Source organism: Congregibacter litoralis KT71, assembly GCF_000153125.2.
Lineage (GTDB): Bacteria > Pseudomonadota > Gammaproteobacteria > Pseudomonadales > Halieaceae > Congregibacter > Congregibacter litoralis.
In genome coordinates this window covers 237,651-255,813 of sequence record NZ_CM002299.1, presented here as the reverse complement: position 1 = coordinate 255,813, position 18,163 = coordinate 237,651, and the positions used below count along the sequence as shown (strand labels likewise).

The window sequence follows — 18,163 nt, the reverse complement described above, 5'->3', positions numbered from 1 at the left end:
TCCTATCGTTCTATCGCTTTATCAATGGTCCCAGATGTAGCGCGCTGCCCGATAGGTGACTTTCATTTTTGCAAGATCCAGGGGGGCTTTAAAAAACCCATGATAGTGCCCGCGGGGATTAATCAGTACCACGTTTGCACTGTGATCTACCTGATAGTCCTCGCCCTGACCCGGCACCTTCCTGAACGGGGTGTTGAGGGCCGTGGCAAAACGGAACAGATCCAGGAATTCACCCGTGACACCGGTAAAGTCTTCGTTGAAGTAGGGCACATAAGTCGCCAGTTTCTCCACGGTATCCCGGGCGGGATCCACACTGATCATCACCACCTCGGTGTCCTTTGCTTCGGTACCTTCAAGCTGACCCACAAACTGGTCAAGAAACGCCATGGTGGTGGGACAGACATCGGGACAGTGGGTGAAACCAAAAAACACCAGGGTCCACTGGCCCTCGAAAGACGCAGGCGTAAAGGGCTCACCGCGATGATCCGTCAGGGCGAAATCACCAAAGTCCCGCGGCGGGTCCATGAGATATAGCCCGTTAGCCTGCAGCTCGCCATCGGACATAAGGCGCGGCTGACCGATGCGGTGAATAAAGCCCGCCACCACAATCAGCATAAACACCAGTACGGCCGCAATGGTCATGACCACACCGCGGCGCTGGCTCTTTTCCCGGGTAGTCGTCATACGGGATAAGCCGGCAAGGGAACAAGATAGTGATCGAGCAACATAATCAGAAACAGCAACATGAGATAGGTAATGGAATATTTAAAGGCATAGATAGGAGCCTTGGGGTTTTTTTCCCGCCATATTTCGATGGACCAGTAGAAAAAACGCAACCCCAGCACCACGGCGCCCGCCAGGTACAGCCAACTGCTCAAACGGGTGACAAAGGGCATCAGGGTGATCAAAAACATGATGATGGTGTAGAGAATGATGTGCAGCTGCGTAAATCGCACACCGTGGGTAACCGGGAGCATAGGGATGTCTACCAGGGCGTACTCTTCACGGCGGTGGATCGCCAGGGCCCAGAAGTGCGGTGGCGTCCAGGCAAAGATAATCAACACGAGCAGCAGTGCATGCCCATGTACCTCGCCGGTAACCGCGGTCCAACCCAGCAGTGGCGGCGCGGCGCCCGCAAGACCGCCGATCACAATGTTCTGAGGCGTCGCCCGCTTCAGAAACAGCGTGTAGATAAAGGCATAGCCCACGAGGGATGCAAAGGTGAGCCAGGCGGTCAGCGCATTAATCCAGACAAGAAGAATGGCCATGCCGGCAACGCCGAGGGCCAGAGCAAAAATGATGGCGTTTTGATTGCTCACGCGCCCCTTGGCCAGAGGCCTGTTCCGGGTTCGCGCCATGCGCTGGTCGATTCTCTGATCAACAACATGATTGACCGCCGCTGCTGCCGCCGCGCACAAAGCGATACCCAGGTTGCCCAGTATGAGAACGTCCAGGGGAACCCAGCCCGGCACGGCCATGCACATACCGATCACCGACGTGAGGATCAGCAATGCCACCACACCCGGTTTGGTTAGTTCCTTATAGTCACGCCAGGTGGCACGGGAGTCCGACGCCTCGCTGGGAACACTCACTGACTCAGCCATTGGAATTCTTCATGAGAAATTTAAGATCCGAGATAACATCCTTATAGCTTACGGACTGGTCGTAGCGCATCATCACCCAACCCGCAGGATCCATGAGGTACCAGCTATCGGGGTGCTCGACATACTCCGGGAACATCGTCGCAAAACCATCAGTTCCGCTATGCCAGAGACTCATGCCGCGCTGCTCTCTCTCAACGTAAGTGGCAAAATCATCGGGGAGAGGGCGCTGATCACTCAATGCCTCGACGTTCAGGGTGAGGTCCTCCAGGGCAGCATCGGTGACCAGGAGGCGTTGGGCGCGGCCCAACTCCTTGCCCAATGCCATATGAATCTGTCGCACTTCATAGAGGCGCCGTTCGCAGGCGGTTTCACAGTTTGCCCCGCGCTGGGGAATCACCAGGGACCATTTCGCTGAACTTCCCATGGCGAATTGCTCACCCGCGGCGTCAGACCAACCCGCTTCCGTAGCCTGGCGAGGGGGTTGAACCAGCTGTCCCCTGTTTGAGGTGCCCAGGGCGCCCACCAGGTCGAGCTGGCCCTTGGCCACGAAGTACCACATCCAGCTCGCCGCGAGGATAACAATCACGGGGATGCCGGCGATAAGCAACAATGTCATGCGACCGCTGCCGGGCTCCGGCACGGCCCGGGCCGAATTTTGATTGTTTACGCCGTCCACGCGATCCCTACTCCTTTTTTTCCGGGGACTTATGGGCCTGGGTCTCGATCACGCCATCTGTAGAACCGCTCGACCGCCCAAGACTCAAAATATTAGTGCTGCGAAGGATGAAGAACACCGCCAAAGCGGCCGCCATGGTAAACCATTGAAGCGCATAACCCTGGTGCTTTTCCGGGGAAACGTTGACCACGGGCCAGTCGCGACGAAAGCCCGTGGGCTCTCCGGGCAAGAGACGTAATTCCGTGGCAAGAAGATTTTCACCCACTTCCCTGTGCAGCAGTTCCCGGAGTGCTGCGGAGCTCACCGTTTGCACCAGCATCGGCCACTCCAGCGATGAAAACTGCTCCTCCGCGAGCAAATAGGGGTCCCCCGGCGGCACGTAGGCAGTGGCGGTCAGGGTGAGATCACCGGCAGGCACCTCGACATCAGGCACGCTGCGACGCGAGGAATCCCCGGGCACCCAGCCGCGATTCAATAAGAGGTACTGGCCACTGGCTTGGTCAAAAAACAGTCCCAGAGCATCATGGCCATAGCGACCATCACGAATCTGATTGTCGACGAGTACCACCGCATCGCTGAGATAGTGCCCCTGTAGCATGACCTTACGATAAGCCCGCTCCGCCCTGGGCATCGATCTGAGTACTGCCACGCTCACCGCCGCGGCCTGGGCCCGATCATTTTCCCGCTGGGCAATCTCGGCTTTTTCCTGGGCCCGATCCAGCTGCCAGAAACCCAGAGCAATGAGTCCGGGAAACAACAGCAGGGTCATTAGCGTGGTTCGCCACTCCAGATCGAGCTTTAACGCAGACAAGACAAACTCCCAGGCAAAACCGTTCCCGGCGACGCTTCGCTATACTGTGGGTTTGGTTTAAACAAGGTCCCCGCTGTGCTGAAATTTCTGATCGTGCTTTTCATGGTGATGCTGGTGGGCAGCCTCGTCAGTGGTGCGTACTTCCTGATGGTTGATCAGGGAGACAAAACAAAACGCCGCACACTCAATTCTCTGGGTGTACGGCTCGGGCTGGCGATAGGTTTAATGAGCTTGATTATCTTCGGTGTTGCGACGGGACAGCTCGGTCATCGCAATCCCTGGGACAACGGCCCCCAGGGGGCCGCCTCTTCAAATCCTGTTAAAGAAGGTCCCGTCAGGGACCAGTAAACAATTCAAAGAATATAAACAAAGAGAAACAGGAAGACCCAGACCACGTCGACGAAGTGCCAGTACCAGCTCGACGCCTCGAAACCAAAGTGATCTGCCGCAGTAAAGTGGCCTCCTCGCAGGGACCGCATCAGCTGGATTGCCAGCATGGTCATACCCATGAACACGTGGAATCCGTGGAATCCGGTGAGCATGAAGAAGGTGGATCCATAGATACCGGAGTTCAGGGTGAGGCCGAAGTGCGCATAAGCCTCGTAATACTCCGCGATCTGCAGGATCACGAACAAGACGCCCAGGGCGACCGTGGCAGACAGCCACAGGTTGAACTTCTTCTTGTCGTCATTCAGGAGACCTGTGTGAGCGATATGCACCGTGACGGACGAAGACAGCAGAATGATGGTGTTCCAGAGGGGCAACCAGGCATACCAGTGATGCGCTTCAGCAAAGGACATGCTCTGCTTGGCGCTGGCAAAGGAGCCGTTGTTCGCGATGAGCTGATCCGCTGCACCGCCTACCGCTTCCTGAGGTGTCTGCATCATGGGCCAGCTAAACTGAAAGCCCTCCCAGAGCAGATAATTCATACGTCCGCCTTCACCTTCGGCAGCCAACCAGGGTCCTGCGAGGTTACGAACGTAAAACAGCACGCCGAAGAAGGCTGCGAAGAACATCACTTCGGAGAAGATGAACCAGTACATGCCCAGTACATAGGACTTCTTGAGCTGGCCGCTTGCCATGCCCGCAATGTTTTCGCGGATGGTGGTACGGAACCACACGAACAGCGTTGCCGCGAACACAAAAAGACCACAGTAAAGAATGGTCGGGGACGCTTCACCCGCCTCTCCGAAGGTCAGCTGATTAATAAAATTAGCGGCGCCGAATACGCTGAGCACCAGGCCGATGGTTGCCATGACGGCAAGAGAGCTTTTTTCTGGTACGTAATACTTTTCGTATTCCGTGGAGGTCTGGCTTGTCATTGAATTTTCTCTCCAGTTAAACCGTCGGTCCCCCTGACCGACAGCCGTTAGCGTGCAGCAACGGCGCCCTGCGCCATATCTGTCACATCAAACAAGGTATAGGACAATGTAATTGTCTTGATATCCCGCGGAAGCTCGCGATCAATAATGAATTGCAGCGGCATCTCCGCGGAACTGCGTCCATCCAGCGGCTGCTGGTTGAAGCAAAAACATTCGGTCTTGTGAAAATACTCGGCAGCGCGCGACGGTGACACGCTGGGAATTGCCTGGGCAACCATCGCCTGGGGCATTGGATTGCGCGCAAGAAACACCGTGTCGTTCGACGCGCCGGGATTGACGCGCATCATGGTGTTGGAAGGCCGAAACTCCCAGGGCATCCCATCGTTGTTCGTCGCAACGAACTGAATGGTAATTTCCCGGCTTTCGTCCACACCCGCCTGCGCGGCGGTATACACCTCACCCGAGGTTTTTCCGTTGATACCGAGGGCATCACACAGCACGTTGTACAGGGGCACCATGACCACGAACACAAAAGCGAACATCGCTACCGCTACCGTCACCAGTTTGATGACGGTATCGATAGACGGATTGTTGCTGACGCGGATCATGATGCTTTTCGGCTGCTCAAGTATCTTCCCGAGTTAATGAAGGCTTAGGAGTGCGCGTGCTCAGGATCAATCGTCGGCGGCACTTCAAAGGTGTGGTAAGGCGCTGGCGTAGCCACGGTCCACTCGAGTCCCTCGGCACCGTCCCACACTTTCTCGTCGCTCACAGGCTTGCCCGCTACGATGGTCGCAACCACGTTGTAGAGGAAGAGGATCTGCGAACCGCCGTAAATGAACGCACCGATAGAGGACATCATGTTGAAATCCGCAAACTGCAGGGCGTAGTCAGGAATACGGCGGGGCATGCCGGCCAGTCCCACAAAGTGCTGCGGGAAGAAGGTGATGTTGAAGCCAACGAAAGAGATCCAGAAGTGGGTCTTACCCATGGTTTCGTTGTACATCTTGCCGCACCACTTGGGCAGCCAGTAATAGACGGCTGCTGACATGGAGAACACCGCACCGGCAACCATCACATAGTGGAAGTGCGCCACGACGAAGTAGCTATCGTGATACTGGAAGTCCGCTGGTGCGATGGACAACATCAGACCCGTGAATCCACCGATGGTGAAGAGCACAAGGAAGCCGAGGCAGAACAGCATGGGTGTCTCAAAAGACAGCGCGCCGCGCCACATGGTGCTGACCCAGTTGAACACTTTGACGCCCGTGGGGACCGCGATGAGCATCGTTGCGTACATGAAGAACAGCTCGCCGGCGACAGGCATACCCACGGTATACATGTGGTGCGCCCAGACGATGAACGACAGGAAGGCAATAGCAGCCGTTGCATAGACCATGGAGTCGTAACCGAACAGCGGCTTGCGGCTGAATGCCGGAATGATCTGAGAGACCACACCGAAGGCCGGCAGGATGATGATATACACCTCAGGGTGTCCGAAGAACCAGAAGATGTGCTGGAACAGTACGGGGTCACCTCCACCGGCCGCCGAGAAGAAGCTGGTGCCAAAGTGGATATCCATGAGCATCATGGTCACCGCTCCCGCCAATACGGGCATAACAGCCACGAGCAGGAAGGCGGTAATCAACCAGGTCCATACGAACAGGGGCATTTTCATGTAGCTCATACCCGGTGCACGCATGTTCATTACCGTCGCGATAATGTTGATCGAGCCCATGATGGACGACAGACCAAGAATGTGGATCGCGAAGATAAAGAAAGTGACCGATGGAGCGGCGTAGGTGGTTGAGAGAGGCGCATAAAAAGTCCAACCAAAGGCCGGAGCGCCACCTTCCATGAACAGCGTTGATGCAAGCATCAGGAACGCGGGCGGAAGGATCCAGAAGCTCCAGTTGTTCATGCGCGGCAATGCCATATCCGGCGCGCCAATCATCATGGGTATCAGCCAGTTCGCCAATCCCACGAAGGAGGGCATGATCGCCCCGAACACCATGACGAGTCCGTGAAGCGTCGTCATCTGGTTAAAAAATGCAGGCTCCACAAGCTGCATGCCGGGTTGAAACAGCTCTGCGCGAATGATCATCGCGAAAGCGCCACCCAGAATGAACATTGCGAAGGAGAACCACAGGTACATCGTGCCGATGTCCTTGTGGTTCGTGGTAAACAGCCAGCGGCTGATGCCTTTAGCGGGTCCGTGTGCCATCGTTAATACTCCCCTCAACCCTTCTTGTAATTAAATACATCGATGGGCTGAACCATGTCGCCCATGTTGTTGCCGAATGCGTTGCGCTGATAGGTGATAACTGCTGCCATCTCCACATCGTTGATCTGGCCACCAAAGGCCTGCATTGCTGATCCGGCTACACCATTGATACCAATGTTCAGATGCTGCCCCAGCTCACCGGTGGCGACCGCAGAGCCTGCGATGGCATTACCGACGCCGCCCTCACCGTTAGCACCATGACAGGCAAGGCAGGCACGGTCGTAAACTTCCTTACCGCGCGCCATGAGCTCGTCCATGGTGAAGGTCTGAGCCATGAGCTCACGGACCTGCGCCGCTTCTTCCTGCTTGTCGCCCAGCCAGTCGGCATATTCTTCCTGGCTCACGACTTTGACCACGATGGGCATAAAGCCATGGTCCTTGCCGCAGAGCTCCGCGCACTGGCCGCGGTAAATGCCTTCTTCCTCGGCCAGGGTCCAGGTCTCGTTGATGAAGCCGGGAACCGCATCTTTTTTCACGGCGAGCTCAGGAACCCACCAGGCGTGGATAACGTCGTTCGCCGTCACCAGGAAACGTACCTTGGTGTTGACGGGGATAACAACGGGCTCGTCTACCTCAAGGAGGTAGTTCTCGTTTTTGTCCGCCGAGTTGTAAATCTCTGACTGGGGCGTCTGCAAGTTGCTGAAGAAGGTGACGTTATCACCGTCCTCATTGAGATACTCGTATTTCCACTTCCATTGATAGCCCGTCACCAGAATATCCATTTCCGCGTCTTCGAAGTCGTAGATCTCGAGCAGCGTGGATGTTGCAGGCACGGCCATGCCGATAAGAATGAGGAAAGGAACCACGGTCCAGGCGATCTCCACCTTGGTGCTCTCATGAAACTGCGCGGGCACCACACCCCGGGATTTCCGGTGGTAGATGATGGAGTAGAACATCACGGCAAAAACTGCAACGCCGATGACCACGCAAATCCAGAGAATGATCATGTGAAGATCGAAGATTGACTGGCCTACGGCAGTCACACCGGGGCTCATGTTCACTGAGCTGGTGTCATTGCCTGCGCTGTGCGCAGATCCCGCGAAGACTGCCATTGCCGTGAAGATCGCGGCCGTGAGCTTACTGAGAGCGGCTGTGCCTTGCTGCTTTGTGATCGGCGCCAGTGCTCGGTTGATTGTTCCCTGCATTACCGGGTCTCCATCGAACTATCTTTATCGTCGCGCCCCAAAAACGGCTTTCCAGCTTTTGCTTGCTGCCAATTTCGGGACTCCAAAACTGTTTCCAGCGAATTCGGGTCTACTTCGCTGGCACACCGACAGGTCCGAGAAACCCATCTGAAAAAAGAGGGGCGCCTAGGAACATATCCCGCACGAAATAACGCGCAGAAACGGCTTCGGTGTGTGTTTTTTCGCCAGCTGTAAACCGTGTTTCCCCCGGGCTTACATCACTGACGGCGACAGGCTATTTAATGTTGTAATAGTTGCGGCACGAAAGCCGCTTCCCCCTGAGGCGTGGCGATTATAGCGAAAGCCAACCCATAAACCTACTAACGCGCTGATTTACAAGCATTTTGATGCACGCTTGAGGGAGACAGTTCTGCAACGGGAAAAACCCCAAGATGTAGCGATCGGAGCCAGTCTGGATGCCAAGATATGGGCTATCGCCTGGCCGGCGATCATTGCAAACATCTCAATTCCTTTGCTGGGCCTTGTCGATGCAAGTCTTCTCGGGCACCTGGACAGCCCTCTTCACCTCGCCGCCGTGGCAGTCGGTAGCGCCGTTTTATCGTTTCTTTACTGGGGCTTCAGTTTTCTGCGCATGGGCACCACCGGCGAAGTCGCCAGGGCAAATGGCGCGGGGGACTCCCACCGGGCGCTATTGGTGTTAGCTCGCTCCAGCGTCATCGCCCTGGCCATCGCCGCTCTACTACTGATTTTCCAGCGTCCCCTGCTGAACCTGGGCTTCGCCATCATGGGCACGGGAGAAGAGATTCGGGAAACCGCCTATGACTACGCCTCCCTGCGTCTCTTGAGCGCTCCGGCGGTATTGCTGACTTACACGGCATTCGGTTGGTTCATCGGGCATCAGGACACCCGGTGGCCCATGCGAATTCTGATCATTACCAATTTGAGCAATATCGCCCTTGATGCGTTTTTTATCCTGGGGCTGGGACTTGCCAGCCGCGGCGCAGCAATCGCAACGGTGATTGCAGAGTACCTGGGCCTTCTGATTGTGCTGGTGGGACTGAGAAAACAGCTGGGATCGCTGTTGAGCCGGGCGTTGTGGACCCAACTGCGCGTACCGGGCCCCTACCGGCGACTTCTGCGGAGCAACCTCAATCTTTTTTTTCGCACCCTGAGCCTGCTTTTCGCCTTTGCCTTTTTCACTGCGGCCGGCGAGAACCTGGGCCCGCAGGTGGTCGCTGCCAACGCCGTCATGATGCAGTTTCTGCTTTTTGCCGCTTTTGCCATGGACGGCTTCGCTTACGCTGCTGAAGGTTTGGCAGGGGAGGCCCTTGGTGGCGGTGATCTGGCGAGATTTTTTCGAATAAGCCGACGTTGTGCATGGTGGACAGGGGTGTCGGCGCTGCTTATCAGTGCTCTGATCCTTCTGGGGAAACCCTGGCTGTTTCCTCTCCTCACGAGCCTGCCCGAGGTCCTGGCCATCATGAACGCCCATGGTCTCTGGCTCGTGGCCCTGCCCCTGCTGGCAGCACCGAGTTACCTCCTTGATGGCCTGTTTATTGGTGCCGGTGCGACGCGGGCCATGATGCTGGGCATGCTGTTCAGCGCCTTTTTGATCTATTTACCCTGCTGGTATGCAAGCACAGGCCTTGAAAATCATGGCCTGTGGATGTCCTTTGCAGCATTCAACGCCAGCCGTGGTATCACCCTGGCGTTGAGCTTCTGGTACTTCACTCGTCATCATCGCTGGCTTGAGGGGCACCCGGGTCCAGCAGTCTGACGACCTCTGCGGGAGTCTCCACGCGCCTTGCCGATGGCCGATTGACGCGGGTCTTTACTTCTTCCGGTGCGGTTTCCGCCGGCCGCCCCTCGCGAAAACCACAGGCGACGCACTCCCGCTCATCGCTCTCAAGATCCACAACAATCTTGTCCATTTCGGCGCAGCGCGGGCAGACAGCCCCGGCAATAAAGCGCCTTTGCGTTTGAAAACCACTCATATGTATTTCCTACCGTTTAAGAGCAGACATCCCTGATGCAGCCGGGCTGAGGTCGCATTTGACGCCGCAATTTTGCCAACCCAATAATGGGGGACTTTCACCAGCGCTTTCCACCATCAATAAAGAGGCACCAACCACGATGCACACGCATTACACCAAGACAAGTCTACGCAGCTTTGGAGGTCATACGCCGATCCTGGGCAATCGGGTTCTTATCGATCCCGGCGCCGTCGTGTCCGGGGATGTCGTGCTCGGTGATGACGTCTCCGTATGGCCCGGCGCTATTATCCGTGGCGATATGCACTCGATCCGCGTGGGTGCTCGAACCAGTGTGCAGGATGGGAGTGTGTTACACATAACCCACGCCAGCGATTTCAACCCCGCGGGCTGGCCTCTGACCATTGGCGAGGAGGTCACCATCGGCCATAACGCAACGCTCCACGGTTGTACCCTGGGCAATCGCATCCTCGTCGGCATGGCTGCGGTGGTAATGGATGGAGCCGTCGTTGAAGACGACGTGGTCATTGCTGCCGGAGCCCTTGTGACGCCCAAAAAACGCCTCGAAAGTGGTTACCTCTATGCCGGCTCACCGGCCAGGCAGATGCGCAAACTCAGTGACAAGGAGATGGCTTTTTTCAGTTATAGCGCGGGGAACTACTGCCGCCTCAAAGACCAGCACATCGAAGAACTGGACCGATTGATCGGGAACGACGACTGATTCAGGCGGCCGCGGCCAGCACACCCCGAAGCTGCTGAATTACGGGCTGGGTTTCCGGACGGCTGCGGTGCCACACGTAAAAAGCTTCCGCAGCCTGCTCCACCAGCATCCCCAGTCCATCGCTCACGGCCCAGGCGGCATTCTGCGCTGCCCAGCGCATAAACGCCGTGGGTTCAGCGCCGTAGAGCAGGTCGTAGCAACAGCTCCGTTCACCCAGAATACCCGGGGGCAGGGCAGGCATCTCACCACTGAGACCCGCGCTGTTCGCGTTGATCACCAGGTCATACTGATCCGCCGCCAGGTCACCGTAGCCACTGGCGGTGATCTTTCCGAGCACAGCGAATTCCGACGCCAGAGTTTCCGCGCGCTCCACCGTGCGATTCACGATGTGTACGGACGTGGGTAGCTCACGCATCAAAGGCTCGAGGACACCACGTACGGCGCCTCCGGCGCCAACAATCAGCACCCGCTGACCCTGAATACGCCAACCGAGGTTGGCCACCATATCCCGCACCAGACCCACGCCGTCCGTGGTATCACCGCGCAACACCCCGGCATCATCACGCCACAGGGTGTTCACGGCGGTTGCCCGCGCTGCGCGGCCTGTGAGCTCCATCGCCATTGCCGCCGCCTCTTCCTTGAAGGGCACGGTGATGTTGAGGCCACTGCCACCCGCGTCAAAGAAGGCCGTAACAGCGCGCTGAAAATCGTTCAACTCCACGCGCACGGCACGGTATTCCAGCTTCACATCGCACTGCCCGGCAAACGCCGCGTGAATCATCGGCGAGCGGCTGTGTTTGATGGGGTTGCCGAACACCGCAAATCGCATGTTCTCACTCATGAGGCAGTCCCGGTGTCGCCTATACGGAGCCAGTCCCGTCCCGTGAGGAAATAATCCGTCAGTCGGGCCTCTTCCGTGCCGGGCTCGGGCTTGAACGCATACTCCCAACGAACCAGAGGCGGCAGAGACATCAATATGGCTTCCGTGCGCCCATTGGACTGGAGGCCAAACAGCGTGCCGCGATCGAAAACGAGATTGAATTCCACGTAACGACCGCGACGGTACAGCTGGAATTGTCGCTCACGATCATCATAGGGTGTGTCTTTACGACGCTCGAGGATGGGACGGTACGCCGCCAGATAGGAATCACCAATAGCACGCATAAAGGCGAAGCAGGTGTCGAAGTCCCAGGTGTTCAGGTCGTCGTAAAACAGACCACCGATCCCTCGGGGCTCGTTCCGGTGTTTGAGATAAAAGTACTCATCGCACCACTTCTTGTACTTCGGGTAGACCTCGTCACCAAAGGGAGCACAGGCATCGGCGGCGGTTTTGTGCCAGTGCACGCAGTCTTCCTCAAAGCCGTAATAGGGCGTGAGGTCATAGCCACCGCCAAACCACCACACGGGCTCTTCCCCGGGCTTTTCTGCAATAAACAAGCGCACGTTGGCATGAGAGGTAGGCGCATAGGGATTACGCGGATGGATTACCAGGGAGACACCCATCGCCTGGTAACTCCGTCCCGCAAGCTCCGGACGCGCCGCCGTAGCCGAGCCGGGTAACTGATCGCCCATGACGTGAGAAAAATTGACGCCGGCCTTTTCCAGCACAGCACCGTCGCTGAGAACGCGGCTTCGCCCACCACCCCCTTCGGGACGGTCCCACTCTTCTATGGTGAACTCAGCACCACCATCCACCTGCGCAAGGCTTTCGCAGATACTGTCCTGGAGACCCAGGAGATACTCCTTAATGGGTTCGATCATCTCGCTCATAGCGCAGATCCTTTTATTGTGTAGTGTCGAGGGCGCACCGCGCACCCCGGGTTAAACCTAGGCACGAAACACCTCGTCAGTGAAAACATCACGAATCACCGAGGGGCGATCGGCACTGCCCACCTGTCCCGGAAGTACAGCATCAAGGCCTGTTCCAAAGTAATTGCGCACTGCCAGCAGGGTTTTGGGCGCCGGGCTGCCCGCCACGTTGGCCGAGCTCGATACCAGGGGACCTCCGTGGACCCGGCACAGGGCCCGCACATCAGGATGTCCGCTCACCCGCACCGCGACACTCTCAAAACGACCGTGGACCAGGGGTGAAACGCGTCCGCGGTGGGGTACCAGCCAGGTGTTCGGCCCCGGCCAGGACACGCGAATCTTCTGGCGCAGAGATTCAGGCAGGCCCTCAAGGAGGAAATCCAGCTGGGCCTCGTCAGCGGCCACCAGTATCAGTCCTTTGTGCGCGGGTCGTTGCTTTAAATCCAGCAGACGCTGTACCGCCACCTCGCTGAAGGGGTCGCAGCTCAAGCCCCATACGGCCTCCGTGGGACAGGCAATCACACCGTCCGCGGCCAGAGCATTGGCACAGAGGCGCATACGGAAAGATGGAACTCGCGACATGAAATTCAGAAGAGGATCGCTGGACGGGCGCCGATTCTAGCAACTGGTCTGACGCTGACAAGGCTTGCAGTCGTTCCGACAATAGCGTCCATCGATGCTAGAAAGCCAACCCTGCACTTCGAGATCGCTGAGAAGGGCAAGGAGATCCGGAACAGACATATCCATGGCATCGTGCAGGGCGCGCAGGGAAAGACCATCGTCACCCAAAAGTCGCAGGATGCGAGCAGCAGGCCCCGTCGGGGCAATTTCCTCTGGCGCTGCCACGGGCGCCACGCCCGGAAACAGGGCAGAGAGATCATCCATGGCGGTGATGGGTGTCGCACCATCCCTTATCAGCCGCCGGCATCCCGCACCCTGCTCATGAAAAATCGACCACGGCAATGTGTACACCTCGCGCCCCTGTTCCAGGGCCGCCGCGGCGGTGTGCAGGGATCCACTGGGCAGCGCCGCCTCAACGATGATGGTCGCCTGCGTCAATCCGCTGATAATACGATTGCGCCGGGGAAACTGGTGTTTGGACGGAGGGACGGGCCCGGGGAGTTCGCTGACAACGCAGCCCGAAGCCGCTATTTCTGCGGCCAGAGCGCGATGGCGCAGGGGCGAAGCCTGTTCCAGACCCGACGCCAGTACCGCGACAGTGCGACCGGTCTCCAATGCGCCCCGGTGGGCGGCTGCATCAATACCCAGGGCAAGACCGGAGGAAATCGTATATCCCGCCGCCGCGAGCCGTCCGGCAATCTCCCGAGCGGCCCGCAAACCACCATGACTGGCCCGACGACTGCCCACGATAGCGACGGCCGGCTGCGCCAGACAGGCGGGGTCACCCTGACAAAAAAGCCACGGCGGTGGATCAGGAATAGCATAGAGCGCGTCGGGATATTCCTCGGCACCCAACGGTATGAAAGCCTGAGAACCCCCGGGGTCGCTGCCGCTGGAATAGCCCCGGGGGTTCCGCCGGGGCCAGTTTTTTCGGGCCCTGAGGAGCATGCTTTGCGTGGCGTTGGGGAGCGTCGAGAGCTGTTCTTTTACCGGCTCACTCTGCCAGTCGGCAGAAAAAAGTAGGTCCGGCGAGGAGTATTCGCGAAGCAGCCCGCCGAGGCCCTGGATCCGGGCACCCGACCAGCTTAGGAGTATCTGAAATTGTTCCCGGGTCATGTCATCCATGACCCGGAGCTTACGTCAGGGGTTTTTAACTTTGTCCATCACTTTCAGCGGACGGTTGGATTTGAGGACCAGCGCGTAACTCGCCTTTTCCGCTACCTCAAACACCATAGTAAGCCCCGCCCGAACATCGGGAAGACTCACATTGGTTTGCGCCACTTCGTCAAACACGACCTCGCCGGTCTGGTAGATGGCAAGAACGTGCCCCACTTCCAGGCCTTCCCGGGCGCCCTTGTTCAGCACCACAATATCCCAGGTGCCGATCTGCGTGACACCGCCATCGACGGCAATCATGAAGGCGTCTTCAATATCTACACCCGGGGCACGGGGCTGAAAGGTGGCATCAAGAATGCGTTCGTCCAGCGGCAGGAGGCGATCGGTAATGCGGACTTCCTCGGTCACCCGCGTCACTTCCAGCTCTACAACGGGATCCGAGAGGCTGCTCTTGGCCTGGGCATTACCAATATCCTGCGCCTGGTAACCCAGAACCTCCAAAGTCAGGGGGTCGCGATACACATCGCCGGCGCGATAGATACCATAGGCGCGCTCGTCTTCAGGAAAATAGCCACGGCCATAAATCGTATCGCCATTGGCGGTAATCAAATGCTCCTGTCCACCGGCAACGACATAGGAAGAGGTTTCCAGCTCCTCGGGGCCAATGATCCGGTGGCGCATGAGAAAGGCATCAATGTCATCCAGAGGAATCACCGGTATTGCCAGATCCAGAGGAGTCACGCGCATGTTGGGCGTCAGCTTTACATCGCGACCGCGGGACAGGGAGAGGCGAGGGCGACCATCGACATAGCTCAGATAGAGCGTGTCGCCGGGAAAAATCAGGTGAGGATTATCAATCTGCGGATTCACATCCCAGACTTCGGGCCACAGCCAGGGCTCTTCCAGAAACATATCGGCGATGCCCCACAGAGTGTCGCCCTTCTTTACCAGGTAACTCTCGGGGGCGTCGGACCGCACGGAGGCATCCTGTGCGGGGCTCAGTCCCGGCAAAAGCAAGGCGAATACAAAAAACACACTCTGCCACCAGCAGCGAAGGGCGGGGCCGCGCTTAAATAGCGCTGAGGGGGTGTCAATCAGCCGTTCTGTCATCGGTCGTTCTCCCGGGCACGGAGCTTGCGCAGTGTTCGCGCATAAATGTCCACGTTATACTATCGCAGTCTACGGCAGAAGTTAGATTCATGGCAGTCCTCGACATTTTAGAATTTCCAGACCCGCGTCTACGCACGGTGGCAAAACCCGTGGAATCCGTAGATGACGACCTGCGGGCGCTCATCGATAACATGATAGAGACCATGTACGAAGCTTCGGGCATTGGCCTCGCGGCGACCCAGGTCAATGTACACAAACGGCTCCTGGTCCTCGACATATCAGAGAACCGCGACCAGCCCATGGTGTTTATCAACCCGGAAGTCACGGTTCTTGACGACACCCTGGGAAGCTATGACGAAGGCTGTCTATCCGTACCCGGCTTTTATGAGGAAGTTAACCGTCCCCGGAAGGTTCGCGTAGAGGCCTTGGGCCGCGATGGCGAATCCTTCAGCCAGGAACTCGACGGCCTGGCGGCTATTTGCCTCCAACACGAGATTGATCACCTGGACGGAAAACTCTTTGTCGACTACATCTCGCCGCTAAAGCGCAACCGCATCCGCAGCAAGCTCGAAAAAGCTCACCGGCTGCGAGCCTGAGGCCGCGGTGTCCACTCTGCGCCTCGCGTTTGCGGGCACTCCTGATTTTGCGGCCCGGCATCTCGACGCGCTGATTCACTCGCCTCATGACCTCCAGGCGGTGCTGACCCAACCGGACCGTCCCGCCGGGCGGGGCAAAAAAGACCGGGCAAGCCCGGTAAAAGTATTGGCCGAAACTCATGACTTACCGCTGCTGCAGCCGGCAAGTCTTCGTGACCCGGAAGCCGTAGCCGAGATACAAGAACTAAACCTCGACGCGCTTATCGTGGTGGCTTACGGCTTAATCCTCCCCCAGAGCGTTCTTGACTTACCGCGCTGCGGTTGTCTGAACGTACACGGCTCGCTCCTTCCCCGGTGGCGTGGTGCCGCACCCATTCAACGGGCCATTGAAGCGGGCGATGCCGAAAGCGGCGTCACCATAATGCTGATGGATGCGGGGCTGGACACGGGACCCATGCTGGCCAAAGGCCTCTGCCCCATCACCGCCCACACCAGCAGTGCGGATCTTTATGAAGAGCTGGCGACCATCGGTCCTTCCTTGCTGTTAGAGGTATTGGACGATCTCCCCGCGCTGCTATCTGCAGCCACCGTGCAAGAAGATGACGAGGCCTGCTACGCGGCAAAGATCAGCAAAGACGAGGCACTTATCGACTGGACGCAGCCCGCCGCTGTCGTTGCACGGCGTATCCGTGCTTTTAATCCCGCACCGGGCTGCTACAGCTTTCTCGATGGCCAACGCGTAAAAGTCTGGGCGGCACAATCCGCAACAAGTCCGTCCACGGTGCCCCCCGGCACGATTCTGAAAAGTTCAGAGCATGGCATTGCCGTGCGCTGCGGCGACGGCGCGGTTATTCTCGAACGCCTGCAAATGGCGGGATCAAAAGCCATGGATGCCCGGGATTTGCTCAGGGGTCACGGTGCACTTTTTGCCGCGGGCAATCACTTCAGCGCCGAAGCTCCCGCATGAAACCCGGCGCGGCGGTGCGCGCCTGCGCTGCGCGCATCATTGCGGCGGTGGTAGGTGGCGAATCCCTGGATCGCAGCTTTAACGCCCAGATAGAAAAGCTCCCGGAGCGGGACCGGGCACTGTGCCGCGAAATCTCCTACGGCACCCTGCGCCAGTTTCACCGCCTGGATGCCTTGCTCGCTCAGCTCCTGCAAAAACCTCTGCGCGCCAAGGATCGTGACGTGCATGCTCTCGCCCTTGCCGGTCTGTATCAGCTCACGGAAATGCGCGTACCCGCCCACGCGGCCGTCAGTGCCACCGTGGATGCCGCCTCGGTGTTGAAAAAACGCCAGCTAACAGGATTACTCAATGCCGTGCTGCGCCGTTTTCAGCGCGATGAAGCAACACTCACCGAAAAACTCACCGCGGCCCAGAATGCCGCGCACCCGGACTGGCTCTGGGCCGCCCTGGGGGAGCATTGGCCGGATTATCGCGAGGAGATCGCCGCCGCCAATAACAGCCACCCCCCCATGACACTCCGGGTGAATCTGTCCCGGGGAGGGCGTGATGAATACCGCGAAATGCTGGACCAGGCCGGCATAGCATCGCAGGCAGGACAGCTCAGTCCTGCGGCGCTGACCCTTGATCAAGCGGTGGATGTCACCTCCTTACCGGGTTTTGAAGCGGGGCTGTGCAGCGTGCAGGACGAAGCCGCGCAAATGGCAGCGCAACTGCTGGCACCCCGGGCGGGGGAGCGCATTCTGGACGCCTGCGCCGCGCCCGGCGGCAAAACCGGCCATCTTCTCGAGCTTCAGCGATCAGGTATGCAGCTCACGGCCATGGATATCAGCGAAGAGCGTTTACACCGCGTCCGGGAAAACCTCGATCGCCTGGGCCTTGAGGCATCCCTCCTTGTCGGCGATGGCGCCCGGCCCTCAGCCGAACTGAAGGCACAGGCACCCTTCGATGCCATGCTGCTGGATGTTCCCTGCTCCGCAAGCGGTGTAATCCGCCGACATCCCGACGTGAAAATTCTCCGCCGCCCCGAAGACACGGCAGGCTTCGCCCGCCAGCAAAACGCCATCCTCGATGGGCTCTGGCCGCTCCTCGCGCCGGGAGGGCGTCTTCTCTATGTAAGCTGCTCGATTATGCCCGGGGAGAACAGCGAGGTTGTGGCGGCGTTTGTCTCGCGACACGCCGATGCCCGGGAGGAACCCCTGGCGATGGCCGCGTCGCAACCCTGCGCCCATGGACGCCAGCTACTTCCCCGGCCAAACGGCAGCGACGGGCTCTACTTTGCGATGCTTTACAAGTCGGACTGATGTTCGGAGCCCCGTGTAGAGAGCGCAAGATTTCCACTATGAGGTCTGTATTGCGACCCTTGATTGCAGTACTGTGCAGCCACTGCAGC

At 58.2% G+C, this 18,163-nt stretch carries 20 protein-coding genes; 6 read left to right on the top strand and 14 right to left on the bottom strand.

The genetic code is table 11. The features are described 5' to 3' along the window. Window positions 1–21 precede the first annotated feature (21 nt). The 4 genes from KT71_RS01205 to KT71_RS01190 are packed head-to-tail and all read right to left on the bottom strand — an operon-like array spanning window position 22 to window position 3,091. Window positions 22–684 (bottom strand): SCO family protein, encoded by a 663-nt coding sequence (locus tag KT71_RS01205; RefSeq protein ID WP_008293335.1) that lies wholly within the window; start codon window positions 682–684, stop codon window positions 22–24. Further along, on the bottom strand, window positions 681–1,604 hold the full coding sequence (gene cyoE, locus KT71_RS01200; protein ID WP_008293336.1) for a heme o synthase: 924 nt from the start codon (window positions 1,602–1,604) through the stop codon (window positions 681–683). Before cyoE ends, KT71_RS01205 begins: the two co-directional genes overlap by 4 nt. After that, window positions 1,597–2,280, bottom strand: a complete 684-nt coding sequence (locus KT71_RS01195; RefSeq protein WP_008293337.1) for a redox-active disulfide-containing membrane protein — start codon at window positions 2,278–2,280, stop codon at window positions 1,597–1,599. The genes cyoE and KT71_RS01195 overlap by 8 nt, the downstream gene beginning before the upstream one ends. A gap of 7 nt (window positions 2,281–2,287) precedes the next feature. Further along, window positions 2,288–3,091, bottom strand: coding sequence for an SURF1 family protein (locus tag KT71_RS01190; protein WP_023659773.1), 804 nt, complete (start codon window positions 3,089–3,091; stop codon window positions 2,288–2,290). Window positions 3,092–3,166: 75 nt separating this feature from the next. Between KT71_RS01190 and KT71_RS01185 the strand changes: the two genes are divergently transcribed. Then, window positions 3,167–3,439, top strand: a complete 273-nt coding sequence (locus tag KT71_RS01185; RefSeq protein ID WP_008293339.1) for a DUF2909 domain-containing protein — start codon at window positions 3,167–3,169, stop codon at window positions 3,437–3,439. A 5-nt stretch (window positions 3,440–3,444) separates the two neighbouring features. On the opposite strand, the gene KT71_RS01180 is transcribed toward KT71_RS01185, so the two are convergent. The 4 genes from KT71_RS01180 to coxB are packed head-to-tail and all read right to left on the bottom strand — an operon-like array spanning window position 3,445 to window position 7,842. Beyond that, window positions 3,445–4,413 carry a cytochrome c oxidase subunit 3 gene (locus tag KT71_RS01180; RefSeq protein WP_008293340.1) on the bottom strand — a complete coding sequence of 323 codons (969 nt, stop codon included), beginning with the start codon at window positions 4,411–4,413 and terminating at the stop codon, window positions 3,445–3,447. Between the two features lie 47 nt (window positions 4,414–4,460). Then, on the bottom strand, window positions 4,461–5,021 hold the full coding sequence (locus KT71_RS01175) for a cytochrome c oxidase assembly protein (RefSeq protein ID WP_008293341.1): 561 nt from the start codon (window positions 5,019–5,021) through the stop codon (window positions 4,461–4,463). Between the two features lie 44 nt (window positions 5,022–5,065). Continuing rightward, on the bottom strand, window positions 5,066–6,637 hold the full coding sequence (ctaD, locus tag KT71_RS01170; RefSeq protein WP_008293342.1) for a cytochrome c oxidase subunit I: 1,572 nt from the start codon (window positions 6,635–6,637) through the stop codon (window positions 5,066–5,068). 14 nt (window positions 6,638–6,651) lie between these two features. After that, entirely contained in the window at window positions 6,652–7,842 is a 1,191-nt protein-coding gene (gene coxB, locus KT71_RS01165) for a cytochrome c oxidase subunit II (protein ID WP_008293343.1), read from the bottom strand. A 394-nt stretch (window positions 7,843–8,236) separates the two neighbouring features. Here coxB and KT71_RS01160 point away from each other — a divergent pair, with 394 nt between their 5' ends. Then, on the top strand, window positions 8,237–9,619 hold the full coding sequence (locus KT71_RS01160; RefSeq protein WP_008293344.1) for an MATE family efflux transporter: 1,383 nt from the start codon (window positions 8,237–8,239) through the stop codon (window positions 9,617–9,619). Here the strand turns inward: KT71_RS01160 and KT71_RS01155 are convergent. Then, the gene (locus KT71_RS01155; protein ID WP_023659772.1) at window positions 9,570–9,836 is read right to left on the bottom strand and encodes a YheV family putative zinc ribbon protein; all 267 of its coding nucleotides are present in this window, start codon (window positions 9,834–9,836) and stop codon (window positions 9,570–9,572) included. The genes KT71_RS01160 and KT71_RS01155 overlap by 50 nt on opposite strands. 139 nt (window positions 9,837–9,975) lie before the next feature. On the opposite strand from KT71_RS01155, the gene KT71_RS01150 reads away from it, so the two are divergent. Beyond that, window positions 9,976–10,554 carry a gamma carbonic anhydrase family protein gene (locus KT71_RS01150; RefSeq protein ID WP_008293346.1) on the top strand — a complete coding sequence of 193 codons (579 nt, stop codon included), beginning with the start codon at window positions 9,976–9,978 and terminating at the stop codon, window positions 10,552–10,554. Window position 10,555: 1 nt separating this feature from the next. Here the strand turns inward: KT71_RS01150 and aroE are convergent, their stop codons facing one another. Genes aroE through KT71_RS01125 form a run of 5 tightly spaced genes read right to left on the bottom strand, consistent with a single transcriptional unit; the run spans window position 10,556 to window position 15,210 of the window. Continuing rightward, window positions 10,556–11,395, bottom strand: coding sequence for a shikimate dehydrogenase (gene aroE / locus KT71_RS01145; protein ID WP_008293347.1), 840 nt, complete (start codon window positions 11,393–11,395; stop codon window positions 10,556–10,558). Beyond that, window positions 11,392–12,324, bottom strand: a complete 933-nt coding sequence (gene hemF, locus KT71_RS01140; RefSeq protein WP_008293348.1) for an oxygen-dependent coproporphyrinogen oxidase — start codon at window positions 12,322–12,324, stop codon at window positions 11,392–11,394. The genes aroE and hemF overlap by 4 nt, the downstream gene beginning before the upstream one ends. Window positions 12,325–12,381: 57 nt before the next feature. Continuing rightward, window positions 12,382–12,945 carry an L-threonylcarbamoyladenylate synthase type 1 TsaC gene (gene tsaC, locus KT71_RS01135; protein ID WP_040362092.1) on the bottom strand — a complete coding sequence of 188 codons (564 nt, stop codon included), beginning with the start codon at window positions 12,943–12,945 and terminating at the stop codon, window positions 12,382–12,384. Window positions 12,946–12,981: 36 nt separating this feature from the next. Then, window positions 12,982–14,109, bottom strand: a complete 1,128-nt coding sequence (gene dprA / locus KT71_RS01130; RefSeq protein ID WP_008293350.1) for a DNA-processing protein DprA — start codon at window positions 14,107–14,109, stop codon at window positions 12,982–12,984. 15 nt (window positions 14,110–14,124) lie between these two features. Beyond that, window positions 14,125–15,210, bottom strand: coding sequence for a LysM peptidoglycan-binding domain-containing protein (locus KT71_RS01125; RefSeq protein WP_008293351.1), 1,086 nt, complete (start codon window positions 15,208–15,210; stop codon window positions 14,125–14,127). A gap of 89 nt (window positions 15,211–15,299) precedes the next feature. Between KT71_RS01125 and def the strand changes: the two genes are divergently transcribed. Genes def through rsmB form a run of 3 tightly spaced genes read left to right on the top strand, consistent with a single transcriptional unit; the run spans window position 15,300 to window position 18,074 of the window. Beyond that, window positions 15,300–15,806 carry a peptide deformylase gene (gene def, locus KT71_RS01120; protein ID WP_008293352.1) on the top strand — a complete coding sequence of 169 codons (507 nt, stop codon included), beginning with the start codon at window positions 15,300–15,302 and terminating at the stop codon, window positions 15,804–15,806. A gap of 7 nt (window positions 15,807–15,813) precedes the next feature. Continuing rightward, on the top strand, window positions 15,814–16,773 hold the full coding sequence (fmt, locus tag KT71_RS01115; protein ID WP_008293353.1) for a methionyl-tRNA formyltransferase: 960 nt from the start codon (window positions 15,814–15,816) through the stop codon (window positions 16,771–16,773). Further along, a complete protein-coding gene (gene rsmB / locus KT71_RS01110) occupies window positions 16,770–18,074 on the top strand; it encodes a 16S rRNA (cytosine(967)-C(5))-methyltransferase RsmB (protein ID WP_008293354.1) in 1,305 nt (434 codons plus the stop codon). The genes fmt and rsmB overlap by 4 nt, the downstream gene beginning before the upstream one ends. The last annotated feature ends 89 nt before the right edge of the window (window positions 18,075–18,163 follow it).

Bases quoted from the DNA above. Each gene is read 5' to 3' on its own strand.
- dprA (WP_008293350.1), bottom strand. From the start codon at position 14,109: ATGGATGACATGACCCGGGAACAATTTCAGATACTCCTAAGCTGGTCG.
- cyoE (WP_008293336.1), bottom strand. From the start codon at position 1,604: ATGGCTGAGTCAGTGAGTGTTCCCAGCGAGGCGTCGGACTCCCGTGCC.
- aroE (WP_008293347.1), bottom strand. From the start codon at position 11,395: ATGAGTGAGAACATGCGATTTGCGGTGTTCGGCAACCCCATCAAACAC.
- hemF (WP_008293348.1), bottom strand. From the start codon at position 12,324: ATGAGCGAGATGATCGAACCCATTAAGGAGTATCTCCTGGGTCTCCAG.
- KT71_RS01175 (WP_008293341.1), bottom strand. From the start codon at position 5,021: ATGATCCGCGTCAGCAACAATCCGTCTATCGATACCGTCATCAAACTG.
- rsmB (WP_008293354.1), top strand. From the start codon at position 16,770: ATGAAACCCGGCGCGGCGGTGCGCGCCTGCGCTGCGCGCATCATTGCG.
- tsaC (WP_040362092.1), bottom strand. From the start codon at position 12,945: ATGTCGCGAGTTCCATCTTTCCGTATGCGCCTCTGTGCCAATGCTCTG.
- coxB (WP_008293343.1), bottom strand. From the start codon at position 7,842: ATGCAGGGAACAATCAACCGAGCACTGGCGCCGATCACAAAGCAGCAA.
- ctaD (WP_008293342.1), bottom strand. From the start codon at position 6,637: ATGGCACACGGACCCGCTAAAGGCATCAGCCGCTGGCTGTTTACCACG.
- KT71_RS01150 (WP_008293346.1), top strand. From the start codon at position 9,976: ATGCACACGCATTACACCAAGACAAGTCTACGCAGCTTTGGAGGTCAT.
- KT71_RS01125 (WP_008293351.1), bottom strand. From the start codon at position 15,210: ATGACAGAACGGCTGATTGACACCCCCTCAGCGCTATTTAAGCGCGGC.
- KT71_RS01155 (WP_023659772.1), bottom strand. From the start codon at position 9,836: ATGAGTGGTTTTCAAACGCAAAGGCGCTTTATTGCCGGGGCTGTCTGC.
- KT71_RS01180 (WP_008293340.1), bottom strand. From the start codon at position 4,413: ATGACAAGCCAGACCTCCACGGAATACGAAAAGTATTACGTACCAGAA.
- def (WP_008293352.1), top strand. From the start codon at position 15,300: ATGGCAGTCCTCGACATTTTAGAATTTCCAGACCCGCGTCTACGCACG.
- KT71_RS01205 (WP_008293335.1), bottom strand. From the start codon at position 684: ATGACGACTACCCGGGAAAAGAGCCAGCGCCGCGGTGTGGTCATGACC.